This is a genomic window from Psychrobacter sp. R86515, from assembly GCF_042466315.1.
Classification (GTDB): domain Bacteria; phylum Pseudomonadota; class Gammaproteobacteria; order Pseudomonadales; family Moraxellaceae; genus Psychrobacter.
In genome coordinates this window covers 436,894-449,248 of sequence record NZ_JAXHCC010000001.1, presented here as the reverse complement: position 1 = coordinate 449,248, position 12,355 = coordinate 436,894, and the positions used below count along the sequence as shown (strand labels likewise).

Genomic DNA, 12,355 nt, shown 5'->3' with positions numbered 1-12,355 from the left:
ACTTATAAAAGGATAATTAGCAAATGGCAGGTAAAACTCGCGTCGCCAAATATCAAGCAGATCGAACCAATCAAAAGTTATATTTTTGTCGTTTATCTTGCCAATCTGCAGGAAGTACCAATGATAAGCAGTTATACCAAGCACACTGTGAGACTGCTATTTTTCACTTGCATGGTGCTTTATTGGCATTCATTCAGGAGCTCGGTCATTTCTATAGCCTAAATATGACGGCGCCAACTTTGCTCGATATTGAACAAGCGCTAAGCGAGCGTACCCAAGTATCTCCTGAGATTCAGCGTTTGCAGCAACTGCAACAGCAAGGTTTTATCGCCAATATAGAGCGTGCTTATCAGCGTTGTCTTTATGCGGTACCGCCAGATACTATCGTCGATGAAGCACCAAGTAGCCAATCAGCGTCGCCAGACTTGATTGTCAATGTCGTCACTTTATCCAATCAATGGCTGCCTGATGAGACCACAATACGGGAATGGCGCAATCAGCTTTTAGAGCTGATTGAACAACTGCGTGCAGGTATGGTCGAGTTCTAATAGGAAGTTCACCAGAAGATTTATTCTTGATCGCTATTTATTGAACCATTTGAAAGGATGATTAAGTAGGGTAGATCATAGTCTACAGCGCATAAAAAAGGCTTATTCAGTCATTACTGAATAAGCCTTTTATTATTAATTGAGAATTGTCTTGTTTATCACTCTGGCATCGGTGGCATACTTTCAACGGGTGTCACCGTTAATGGATTCTCCGGTACGCTGTCATCACTACGATTGCTGCTTGATTTCGTTGATGGTGGAGTGCTGGTATCTTCAGTAGGCTCTGGAACCGAAGGCTTACGCTGCTGGGTTTGAGTCTTGACTGGTTTCGCTGATTTATTGGAGGCATCGTTAACTAGGACGCCATCATCAGTCATCTCTATGATGTCTTGCTGTTGCTTTCTGGATTTTGAGCGGTTATTGATAGATACCCACTGGCTTGGAGTGTCTTTGAGCTGGGCTTTCATAAAGTCCATCCATACTGGTAGCGCTGCCACACCACCATATTCACGGCGGCCCATAGTAGATGGTTGATCGAATCCCATCCATACTACTGTCGCATTGGTAGGATGAAATCCTGCAAACCACGCATCTTTGGCCTGATTGGTGGTACCAGTTTTGCCACCGATATCATCACGTCCTAATGCTTTTGCTCTTACCGCTGTACCGCGTTGGACTACATCGCGTAGTATATCTGCCATCTCAAAAGCGACTCTCGGTTGCAGTATACGAGGTGCTTGTTTGGCTCTCACATATTGTACGGCAGGCGCTTTTAGACGGTCTGATTGTGGACCTGCGTTATATACCGTTAAATCAAGCTCTTTATCTGTTGTTTCACTATCATCATTACCTTCTAATGATGAATTATCGGTAGTTATTTCATTAGTACTATCATCAAGCGCTTCAATTGACTTCTCATACTCTTCAACTAAGCTGCTATTAACCTTTTCAAGTTTTTCGTTAAAGCATAGTGCACATGCTTGACGTGGATTTGCCTGAAACAACAGCTCGTTTTTATAATTGTAAATTTGTTCAATAAAGTAAGGTTGGACACGATGACCACCATTCGCGAAAGTTGAGTAAGCCGTAGCCATTTGTAAAGGTGTGGCTTGTCCGGCTCCAAGTGCTAATGACAAGGTTGTTGGTAGTTTCTCTTTATCAAGACCGAATTCATCTAATAGGTTGCGCGTACTTGAGATACCGATAGCTTGTAACAAGCGAATAGATACGAGGTTACGGGATAAATATAAACCACGACGTAAAGTGATATCACCTAAGAAACGTTCATCAGAGTTTTTGGGTTTCCAGTCACCTACTTGGATAGCTCGGTCAGACACGATAGTATCTGGGCGATAACCTTTCTCTAAAGCAGCGGTATAAACAAGTGGCTTAATAGTTGAGCCAGGTTGACGCCAGCCCTGTAGAGCGCGGTTGAACTTACTGTGGTTAAAATCAAAGCCACCAACCAATGCATTGACAGCACCAGTCTCTGGATTCAACGAGACCAAACTGCCTTGAATTTTAGGTATTTGACCTAATTGCCAGTTCCCATTTGAAGTAGGTATCACACGAACGATATCGTTTTTCTTAACAACTTGACTGGCATTGCTAGGGTAATAACCAATACGGTCAGCAGAAATATATTTACGTGCCCATTTCATACCAGACCAATTAACGGTCACTTCTTCACCAGATTGTAGGACTGCGTCAAAACTACGAGAATTGACTTTAGTCACCTTGGCAGGAGACATATTGCTGTAACGTCGGAAGTTTTCGAGAGGCTCATCATTTGCTTCAGCCCCGCGCCAACCATGGCGATGCTCATAGGCAATCAATCCTGTTACTACTGCTGCTTCTGCATCTGTTTGTGCTTTACTATCTACTGTGAGACGTACGCGCCACCCACCGTGCATGACTTGATCGCCATAACGTTCGACTAAAGAAGCTCGCGTCATTTCTGCCAAATAAGGCATATTTACATCGAGCTTTTCTTTATATAGGTTGATACCTATAGGAGAGTTGACCGCTTCATCGTACTGAGCTTTGGTAATATAGCCAAGCTCATGCATGCGTCCAACAATCCAGTTACGGCGAGTCAATGCGCGGCTAGGATTGGCAACAGGGTTATACTTAGAAGGGGCTTTTGGTAGACCTGCTAACATCGCCATTTCAGCAATAGTTAGATTGTCTAATGACTTACTATAATATTTTTTGGCCGCAGCGCGGATGCCATAGGCGCCTTCACCCAGATAGATCTTATTGACATATAGTGTCAAGATGTCATTTTTGTTCAGTTCGTCTTCGATCTTCCGCGCCAAAAACAACTCTGTTAGTTTGCGGTTTAAAGTACGTTCTGGACTTAAAAAATAGTTTTTAGCGACCTGCATCGTAATGGTAGAGCCACCGGTTTGACCATCGTCATCAGTGACTGCTTCGGTGACAGCGCGACCAAGACCTTTAATACTAATTCCGCTATGCTGAAAGAAAGAAGCATCTTCGGCTGCTAAAAAGGCATGAGTTAAATCTTCAGGAATCTCATCAAAACTAACTGGTAACGATAAACGATTGCCATATTGGCCGATTAATTTATCATCACTACTATAAATCTGTAATGGCATTTCTAGTTTGGCTGTTTTAATTTCTTGCGTACTAGGTAGGGTTGGTGACAAATACATGGCCATCCCATAAAAACCAATAGGTACAGCAAGTGCTAGAACAACTGCCAATGCTAGGCAAGCAATAAAGAGTCCCACTAAAAAACGAATGAGACGAGCGGTAGCATTTTTCTTGGCCATAATAAGACTTATTAGTTAGAATTTGTAGCAGACAATATTATTATACCTTGAACAAAATGAGCAGGTAATAATAAATGTGTAAGTTAGCCTTAATATATTTTTAAATGCTTGAATCTATCAATTAAGTAAAGTATTGTATTCAATTATTACAAATAACTATCAGATTGTACACTTAATATAAGGTATAGAGTTTGTGAGGCTATTTACTTCGAAAAGTCGACATTTGATTGGTGTGGATATTTGTGCCACCTCAGTAAAGTTGGTTGACATACAGCGCCAACAAGGCATGTTCCACCTAAAATCTTATGGTATTGAAAGGCTGCCAGAAGGTGTCGTCATTGATAAGCTTCTAGCAGATACGGAGGCAGTTGGCAACATTATAACGAGTCTGGCAAAACGTTGCCAGGTATCGGGTAGTAGTGCTGCAACTGCGGTCTCAGGGTCTGCAGTGATCACTAAAATCATAGATATGGATATGGCACTTAGCGATGTTGAGCGTGAGGCTCAGATACGTCTAGATGCTGACCAATATGTGCCTTATCCATTAGAAGATGTCAACTTAGACTTTGAAGTATTAGGACCATCTTTGGTCAGCGAAGATATGGTTCAGGTATTGCTTGCTGCTTCTCGCTCGGAAAATGTTGACCAACGTGTAGATGCTTTAGCGTTCGGTGGGATGCAAACAAAAGTCATGGATATCGAATCGCATGCAATTGAGCGTGCGTTTGGATTGATGGTGGATAGTCTCCCAAATGTACCAGAACTGGTGGCTTTGATAGACATAGGTCATAATCAAACTACTTTATATATCGCCAAAAATGGTGAGTTTATCTATAGTCGGGAACAGTTATTTGGAGGTGTTCAATTAACAGAAGCCATACAAAACCGCTATGGCTTATCGGCAGAAGAGGCGACGCTGAGTAAGCGCGAGCGCACATTGCCTGATGATTATTATCCTGAAGTTTTGACACCCTTTATAGAAAACACTATTCAGCAAATCACTCGCTCTCTACAGTTTTACTTCTCATCAAGCCAATATAGCAGCATCGATCATGTAGTGCTCGCAGGGGGCAGTAGTTCCATTGCAGGTCTTGCTGGTATGGCACAACAAAAGCTAGGCGTTACTGTCAGTGTTGCTAATCCATTTACTAATATGACTATTGCACCAAATATTGATAATGAGCAATTGGCTATTGATGCTCCAAGTTTAATGGCTGCATGCGGTCTTGCGTTGAGGAGCTTTGACTAATGGCTCGTATTAACCTTTTACCTTGGCGACAAGAAGAACGTGAACGTCGCAACAAAGAGTTCATCACTTTAGTAGTTGCAGTTACGTTGCTAACTTTATTGGCAGCCTTTGCTTCATGGAGTTATTTTAACAATGAGCTTGATGAACAGCTTGATGCCAACGCTTTGATCGAACAAGAAAACACTCGCTTAGACACAGCGTTGACTGAAATTGATAGTTTAGAACAGCGTCGTGACGATATTATTTCACGCATGCAAGTTATTCAAGATTTACAAGGTCGACGTCCTGTCCCTGTACGCCTATGGGATGATCTTGCTAAAGCTATTCCACCAGCGCTATATCTAAATAACCTTAAACGTGAAGGCGATGTCTTAACTTTAACAGGTTTAGCAGATAATCCAAATATTGTATCAAGCTTAATCCGTAACCTTGATAGTAGCAAATGGATGGGTAACTCAGCAGTAAGTAACATTCAACAGAATATTACCGCTTATCAAGCTGCACCAGCTCTCAATAATACAGTTGAGACAGGTGAACAGCCACGTCCTGTGTATCCTGAAGACAGTTACGTACAGTTTATAGTGACGACTAAAGTCCAGTCAGAGACACCTAACCCTGATGACGCTGATACTAGTGCTAGTCTTGGAGGTGAGTTATGAAGCTTATCCGTAAAAAAAGCCTCACTAAAACCAAAAAATCTGCTTTAAAACCAAAAAAGCAATTTGATTTAAATGAGTTTCGCCGTAGCTTTGAGTCGTTAGATTCAGAAAATTATGGCAGTTGGCCATTACCAGTAAAAGTGACAGTAATTGGCCTTATTATTATCTTTATCGCAGCTTTGTCATGGGCCTTACCGATTAGCAGCAAAATTGATGCAATTAATGCTGCTGAGGCTCAACAACGAACCTTACTTGATAGCTATCGTGAAAAAGAGTCGCGCGCTCGTCATTTAAAAGCTTATCAGGCGCAAGTGGTTCAGATGGAAACTGAGTTTAATACTCTATTAGATCAGTTGCCAAAAGATACTCGTGTGTCAGAATTGGTAGAAGGCATAAACATGACAGGCGTTGGTAGTAATATCCGTTTTCAAGATATTTCGGTAGAGCCTGAGATTGAAAATGAATTCTTTATTGAGCAACCAATACGTATTGCTGCGTTAGGTGAATATCATCAGTTTGGCAGCTTTATTAGTGGTCTTGCCGCACTTCCTCGAATTATCACTATGCATGATTTTGAAGTCAGTAATCCGCAGCCTACTTTGGATGTTTTACCAGAGCTTAACTTAGTCTTGCAAACTAAGACTTATCGCTCTAAAGAGGCGACTCTTGAAAGTGATGAAGCCGTCCCTACTGATGCAAATGCAGGAGGCAACTAATGAATATTCAAAGAATGCCCATGCTGTTGGCTCTGAGTTTTACGGTTTTATCTATAGCTGGATGTAGTGATCGAATAGGTATGGCAGAGCAGTCAATGACTGATATCCGCAATCAGCCTGCACAGCCTATTGAGCCGCCACCCAAAGCTGAACTAGTAGAGGATTTTGTTTATAGCGCTAGTTCTCAGCGTAGTCCTTTTTTACCGCCAAGCTTGGTCAGTGTGCAAGGGGCTAGAACCTCTATTGAGGGTGTACGTCCTGATATTAACAGAATAAAAGAACCACTTGAGCATTACGAACTGTCGCAACTGATTTTTCGAGGTGTAGTAATTTCGCCTGAAGGTCAGCGATATGCGTTAGTACAACGTCCCGATGGTTCAGTTGCCAGTGTTAAAGTAGGCGATTATCTTGGAATGAACGACGGCCGTATTGTTGAAATCACGCCGACCCAGATTAACTTGATTGAAATTGTGCCAGATAGCCGCGCAGGGTTTGTAGAAAAACCCCAGTCGCTGGTATCCCCTATAAGCTAAGTCGGCAGATTTTTTGAGGAATAAATAATGACAGTACGCAATAACAAGGTAATGATGATGAGCAACCGCGTTTCTTCTGCTTTTGCTATTTCAGCACTGGCAGTCAGTATGGTGGCTGTGACTAATAGTGCTTATGCTGCGCAGCGCATTGATAGTGTTTCTGTAGTACAGACTGCACCTGCAGTGACTCAAATGCGTTTGGGATTCACAGGGTTGCCAGTATTGCCTGCAGCTTATCAGCTTGATGATCCTAGTCGCTTGGTGCTAGATTTCGAACAAGTGCAAAATGGACTTAGCAGTCGTTTTAATGAATATAACGTCGGTGCAATCAATGATGTGACTACGCTAAGTAGCGATAGTACCACACGTCTCATTGTCGGTTTAAAAGAGTCAGGAAATTATACGACAGCGATTGAAGGCAATGATTTATTACTGACAATTACTGATCCTAATCGTCCAGTTATTACCAGCGACCCGATTCAAGATGTACTTAATAACAATCATAGTATGACAACGACCGCAGTCGTTACGCCTATTGTTGAGAACTCTACTGTACCAGTGGCACCTGTACGTACTACGAGCAAGGCAGTAGTAAAAAATGAAGTGCCAGCTGATACGATGGTAGTGAGAGTAAACCCACTATTAAATCCGCAACTCGCTGCTTCACAGGTAAGCAAACAGTATAGCTATGACGGACTAAGTGCAGTCAATTTTTCGGCAGGTAATGATGGAGGTGGTAATGTAAGTGTTGTACTTGCTAACGAAGCCATCCCAGTAGATGTACAGCGCCAAGGTAAAAAGCTTGTCATACGTTTGACTGGTAGCACAGTTCCGAGAAATTTATTACGTCGTTTGAATATTAATAGTGGTCTTGTTGATAGTGTTGATACTAAGAATCAGGGTCAAAACGGTGTCGTCACCATCAATATGACGGATGATTACGAGTATCAGGCTTATCAATCAGGTAACCAGTTAAATATTAGTATCAAGAAACCTGAATTGTTACGTGAGCCAACGCTTGAAGAAAGAGTCTATAGTGGCGAACCCTTATCGATGGAGTTCCAAGATGTTGAGATCCGTAGTGTCTTAGATATTTTGGCACAGTTTACTGAGATGAATATCGTTGCGAGTGATTCTGTTGCCGGCAACATCACTTTGCGTTTGATCAATGTTCCTTGGGATCAAGCGCTTGATATTATTTTGAAAAGTAAAAATCTTGGTAAACGTGAAAATGGTAATGTGATTTTGGTTGCGCCTTCTACTGAACTTGCTGAGCAAGAGGCTCGCGAGCTTGAAGCGCAGCAAGCTGTTGATTCGTATGCGCCTTTACGCAATGAATATATTCGTCTGAACTACGCGAAAGCACAAGATGTATTGACTCTTATTTCTCAAGGCAGTGGATCATCTAGTAATAGCGGCAATAACTCCAACAGTGCTGACGATAACAATACGTTATTATCTAATCGTGGTACGGTAACGATTGATGAACGCACCAATACTTTGATTATTAAGGATGTGGCTGACAGCATTGAAAATATCCACAAATTAATCAGTAAAATTGATATTCCTGTTCGCCAAGTTATGATTGAAGCACGTATCGTTAGCGCGTCTGATACCTTTAGTAAAGAAATTGGTGTACGTTGGGGTATATTATCAAACGGTGCAGCCAACAACCGTAGTTTATTGGTTGGTGGTAGCGATCAAACCCTATGGGATTTAAAAGATTTCGATGTAGAAACAACGACGGTCAATGGGCAAACGGTTTCTTATCCTTCTTATGATATTAGTCGCCCTGATAACTTAAACGTCGATTTAGGCGTTTCTAACCCAGCTGGCAGTATCGCTTTTGGTTTGCTCAGTATGTCTGATGTAATGCTTGATCTTGAGTTGTCAGCGCTACAGGCGGATAACCGTGGTGAAGTTATTTCTACACCAAAGATTCTGACCGCGGATAAGCAGACAGCGAAGGTTTCTTCTGGTACTCAGATTGCTTATCAAGAAGCCTCAGCAAGTGGTGCAACAACGACTAGCTTCAAAGAGGCTGCGTTAAGTTTAGAGGCTACACCAAACATAACGCCAGATGGTAAAATTGGTTTAAAGTTGGTAATCACAAATGGTACTCCGACTATTATTAATAGTCAGGTTGCAATTTCTCAGGATTCTATTTCCACCAACGTCATTATTGAAGATGGTCAAACAGTCGTGTTAGGTGGTGTTTTCAAAAACCGTACCAATAACGAAGTAACGAAGGTTCCTTTCTTAGGTGATTTGCCTTATATCGGTCGTGCTTTCCGTAAAGATGTACGAAACAACACTAAAGAAGAGCTACTTATCTTTGTGACTCCAAAGCTTATTAATGATGGTACTAGCCGTATTAACTGATTTAGTTTTTTTAATCTTTCATTGAAAAAGTAAGCCATAGTGCTTGCTTTTTTTATGCGCGAAATTAGTGGTTTTCGTGTTGCAATATTTATGTAGGTACCGATGAATAGTGTGCTCTAAATTTTACTCACAATAATCACGGCTCATTACTAGCCAGAATAACAATGACGTTGTATCATACCTAATTTAGCTGAGTAAGTATTATGGGGCAGGAATTACCGTCGGTGTTTTTAGTGGGTCCGATGGGAGCAGGGAAGACGACAATCGGAAAACTGCTTGCCAAGCAGTTAGGTCGCACTTTTGTAGACAGCGATTGGTATATTGAATCGCAGACGGGTGCCGACATTGCTTGGATATTTGCCAAAGAAGGCGAGGCAGGTTTCCGTGAGCGTGAAACGCGTGCCATTGATGAATTGACCCAAAACTCTCAAATCGTATTAGCGACCGGTGGCGGTGCAGTCATGTGTGCTGAAAACCGAGAGTTCCTAAAACAGCGTGGCATCGTCGTTTATCTTAATGCACCTGTTGAGGTGCAGCTGGCACGTACCTCTAAGGACAAGTCTCGACCATTATTGCAGCAGCCTAATCCTAGAAAAATATTGCAAGATTTGTATAGTGCTCGCGATCCACTCTATCGCCAAGTCGCCCATATTATTATGCCTACTGGTCACACGTACCCACGCCACATGGTCAATCAATTGATGCAGCAGCTAGAATCATTCGTCGATTGCACTACCGACGCATCAGCGCACCAAGAAGATTAGTAATAGACTGGCAACTACGATTGATATGCAGACTCAATTACTTTTACCTCATCGAAAATGCTTTAGGAGTATCACATGGTAATGCCGTTTCATGATGGCCTAATAGTTCATACGCAAAGTCATGATTATCCTATTGTCATTACTGAACAATCTGCGACTGAACAATCTGCGACTGAGCATAGCAGTATGGCGAAGCAGATCATGCCTTATATCAGTGGCCTTCAGGTTTTGATTGTCACTAATGATACTGTGGCACCTTTATACTTAAAAGCATTAGAAGATGAGCTAGCAGGGCAGTTTGTGGTAAAGGTGTGCGTATTGCCAGATGGTGAACAATACAAAAATCAGGCAAGTATTGATCAGATTTATGATGCGCTGATGACAGAACACTTCAATCGCGATGTGACACTTATTGCTCTTGGAGGTGGTGTAATCGGTGATATGACTGGCTTTGCTGCTGCTAGCTTTATGCGCGGTGTCAATTTTATTCAAATTCCAACGACACTATTGTCACAAGTAGATTCTAGTGTTGGTGGTAAAACAGGTATTAATCATCCGCAAGGTAAAAATATGATTGGTGCTTTTTGGCAGCCGCAAATGGTGCTTGCCGATATGAGTACGCTTAAGACACTGCCTGCGCGTGAGCTATCGGCTGGAGTGGCTGAGATTATTAAATATGCCCTTATCATGGATGAGGCATTTTTAACGTGGCTTGAGGCAAACTTGTCTGCAATGATGGCGCTTGATTTGGCAGTACTCGGTGAAGCTGTAAAGCGCTGCTGTCAGTACAAGGCCGATGTAGTGGCACAAGACGAAAGAGAGTCAGGTGTGCGCGCGCTATTGAACTTTGGTCATACTTTTGGTCATGTGATTGAAACATATGAAGGCTATGGTAATTGGTTACATGGCGAAGCAGTGGCGGCTGGTATGGTACAAGCAGCTGAGCTATCGCAAAAAATTGGTTGGCTAACTGATGATGAAGTTGTACGTATTAAGCGTGTTTTAGAATTGGCAAACTTACCTATTACGCCACCAGCTATCGATGTAGACACTGCTTTAGATTTAATGGGCCACGATAAAAAAGTGAAACACGGACAAATCCGCCTAATTTTGTTAAAATCAATTGGCGATGCGGTAATGACTAATGAGTTTGACGGCGAACTATTACATGAAGTTTTGTCAAAACATAGCGCGTAACGTCTCAAGAATTTATCGTTTATATATTTATACTAAAATCTCGTACTTATAGCCAACTGGTTAGCTGTACCTCTGTTTAAATAAGCATTTATACCATGCTGTAAAACATGTTTTTACCAAGGACCGCCTCATGGCAACATCAAAAACAAAAACGCGTACTGCTAGCCAATCATACAGTCGTCAAGCACTGATTTGGCTAATAGTGACCTTGCTTCTAGGGGTAGTCACAGCGTTAGTATGGATGTTTAGTCAAACGCCAGCCATGGGTGCCAAAATTGAGAATGCACCGATATCAGCGCCAGAGATTTTGAATGAAGAGTTTGAACAACCACTAAAAGTCGAATCGCTACATGAGCTAGATACGGATGTACAACCGATTAACTTTGATGCAACGATTCGAGATTTGCGCGATTATCCTGATGAGTTCAAAGACAAGCGTTATCTGCTAGCTAATAAAGGCAAGTGGACTGTTCAAGTAATGAATGTCGCTGAAAACGATGTGATTGTTAGTTACTTAGAAGGCCGTCAAGATCGCGATAAATTTGCTTATTTCCGTTATCTTGATGATGAAAAGCAAGTCCGTTATATGCTGACTTATGGGATTATGAGTAGCCCGCAAGAAGCGGTAGGAGCAGCAAAGTTAATAGACTTTAAGCTACCTACGAATGTACGTGTACTGCCAGAAGAGATTAATCGGTATGTTAGTATCATTGATAATTATGAGCGTCCTGATCCAGTAAAAGATCTAAGTACAAAGCGTACACGTGCCGTCGACTTAAAACCTACCAAGCGCGAAGTGCCTGCTCGTTTGCAAGAAGAAGCTGATGATACCGCTGCTCAAGCAGCTAGTGCTAACAGTAATCGAGGTAACCAAGAAAGCGCTAATGGTAGCAGTACTCAAGAGAGTATTCGTCAGTCGGTAGATACCTCTGCCACGTTATCTGTTAGCGAAGAGCGTACAGTTGGTGGTGAGACGCAGACAATATCTGAATCATCGCCAAAAGACGAAAACAACGCAAGTAAGCCTGCGCCAGAAAACAAAAAGCCTGCGGCACCGGCGGAGAACGCTACTAGTAAGAAGCCACCAGTCGTGCCAACGCCTAAACCCCCTAGTAGCACAAACAATAATTCAAATGCTAATGGCAAAAGTGCTAACGCTAATCCTCCCAAAAATAATAGCGACAGTATAAAAGCGCTAATAGAAGACAAGAGTAATTAATTTTTGCCTGATTAATTAAACCCACTAGCTATTTGGTTAGTGGGTTTTTTTTAGCACTATACAAAATAGTTTTATCGTCATGATAAACGGCAAGCTACTACTGCTAAATATTATCAAAGCCTTTTGCTAAATGTCATTTATATAGTTTGCATTAAAATTTTAATAGCAGTTTTATTTGTCTCATAACCAATAGTAATAAGTCCTCTTACAATTTATGGCTGATGAATCGATAGAAAAGACTAGATTTTTCGACAATCATTAACTAATATAACTGTGGGCGACGTTCTGTATAG

General features: G+C 41.8%; 10 protein-coding genes. 9 read left to right on the top strand and 1 reads right to left on the bottom strand.

Going from position 1 to position 12,355, the window contains the following annotated elements:
• Window positions 1–23 precede the first annotated feature (23 nt).
• Window positions 24–548: a DUF6586 family protein gene (locus SJY28_RS01870; protein WP_290178582.1), complete on the top strand. Its 525-nt coding sequence runs from the start codon at window positions 24–26 to the stop codon at window positions 546–548.
• A 158-nt stretch (window positions 549–706) separates the two neighbouring features.
• On the opposite strand, the gene SJY28_RS01865 is transcribed toward SJY28_RS01870, so the two are convergent.
• Window positions 707–3,343 (bottom strand): penicillin-binding protein 1A, encoded by a 2,637-nt coding sequence (locus SJY28_RS01865; RefSeq protein ID WP_379543243.1) that lies wholly within the window; start codon window positions 3,341–3,343, stop codon window positions 707–709.
• Between the two features lie 193 nt (window positions 3,344–3,536).
• Here SJY28_RS01865 and pilM point away from each other — a divergent pair, with 193 nt between their 5' ends.
• The 8 genes from pilM to SJY28_RS01825 all read left to right on the top strand — a co-directional run bounded on the left by pilM (window position 3,537) and on the right by SJY28_RS01825 (window position 12,062).
• The gene (gene pilM, locus SJY28_RS01860) at window positions 3,537–4,592 is read left to right on the top strand and encodes a type IV pilus assembly protein PilM (RefSeq protein WP_296208230.1); all 1,056 of its coding nucleotides are present in this window, start codon (window positions 3,537–3,539) and stop codon (window positions 4,590–4,592) included.
• The gene (locus tag SJY28_RS01855) at window positions 4,592–5,251 is read left to right on the top strand and encodes a PilN domain-containing protein (protein WP_296208229.1); all 660 of its coding nucleotides are present in this window, start codon (window positions 4,592–4,594) and stop codon (window positions 5,249–5,251) included. Before pilM ends, SJY28_RS01855 begins: the two co-directional genes overlap by 1 nt.
• The gene (locus SJY28_RS01850) at window positions 5,248–5,967 is read left to right on the top strand and encodes a type 4a pilus biogenesis protein PilO (RefSeq protein WP_379543242.1); all 720 of its coding nucleotides are present in this window, start codon (window positions 5,248–5,250) and stop codon (window positions 5,965–5,967) included. Before SJY28_RS01855 ends, SJY28_RS01850 begins: the two co-directional genes overlap by 4 nt.
• Entirely contained in the window at window positions 5,967–6,500 is a 534-nt protein-coding gene (locus SJY28_RS01845; protein WP_379543241.1) for a pilus assembly protein PilP, read from the top strand. The genes SJY28_RS01850 and SJY28_RS01845 overlap by 1 nt, the downstream gene beginning before the upstream one ends.
• A 27-nt stretch (window positions 6,501–6,527) precedes the next feature.
• Entirely contained in the window at window positions 6,528–8,882 is a 2,355-nt protein-coding gene (gene pilQ / locus SJY28_RS01840; RefSeq protein WP_379543240.1) for a type IV pilus secretin PilQ, read from the top strand.
• A 203-nt stretch (window positions 8,883–9,085) separates the two neighbouring features.
• Entirely contained in the window at window positions 9,086–9,646 is a 561-nt protein-coding gene (aroK, locus tag SJY28_RS01835; protein WP_102093188.1) for a shikimate kinase AroK, read from the top strand.
• Between the two features lie 75 nt (window positions 9,647–9,721).
• Complete coding sequence (aroB, locus tag SJY28_RS01830; protein WP_379543239.1) at window positions 9,722–10,843, top strand: 3-dehydroquinate synthase; 1,122 nt, start codon at window positions 9,722–9,724, stop codon at window positions 10,841–10,843.
• A 130-nt stretch (window positions 10,844–10,973) separates the two neighbouring features.
• Window positions 10,974–12,062 (top strand): hypothetical protein, encoded by a 1,089-nt coding sequence (locus tag SJY28_RS01825; protein WP_379543238.1) that lies wholly within the window; start codon window positions 10,974–10,976, stop codon window positions 12,060–12,062.
• Window positions 12,063–12,355 lie beyond the last annotated feature (293 nt).

What these genes read in the sequence shown, in the direction of transcription:
- SJY28_RS01845 (WP_379543241.1), top strand. Translation starts at nt 5,967, where the DNA reads ATGAATATTCAAAGAATGCCCATGCTGTTGGCTCTGAGTTTTACGGTT.
- aroB (WP_379543239.1), top strand. Translation starts at nt 9,722, where the DNA reads ATGGTAATGCCGTTTCATGATGGCCTAATAGTTCATACGCAAAGTCAT.
- SJY28_RS01850 (WP_379543242.1), top strand. Translation starts at nt 5,248, where the DNA reads ATGAAGCTTATCCGTAAAAAAAGCCTCACTAAAACCAAAAAATCTGCT.
- aroK (WP_102093188.1), top strand. Translation starts at nt 9,086, where the DNA reads ATGGGGCAGGAATTACCGTCGGTGTTTTTAGTGGGTCCGATGGGAGCA.
- SJY28_RS01825 (WP_379543238.1), top strand. Translation starts at nt 10,974, where the DNA reads ATGGCAACATCAAAAACAAAAACGCGTACTGCTAGCCAATCATACAGT.
- SJY28_RS01870 (WP_290178582.1), top strand. Translation starts at nt 24, where the DNA reads ATGGCAGGTAAAACTCGCGTCGCCAAATATCAAGCAGATCGAACCAAT.
- SJY28_RS01855 (WP_296208229.1), top strand. Translation starts at nt 4,592, where the DNA reads ATGGCTCGTATTAACCTTTTACCTTGGCGACAAGAAGAACGTGAACGT.
- SJY28_RS01865 (WP_379543243.1), bottom strand. Translation starts at nt 3,343, where the DNA reads ATGGCCAAGAAAAATGCTACCGCTCGTCTCATTCGTTTTTTAGTGGGA.
- pilQ (WP_379543240.1), top strand. Translation starts at nt 6,528, where the DNA reads ATGACAGTACGCAATAACAAGGTAATGATGATGAGCAACCGCGTTTCT.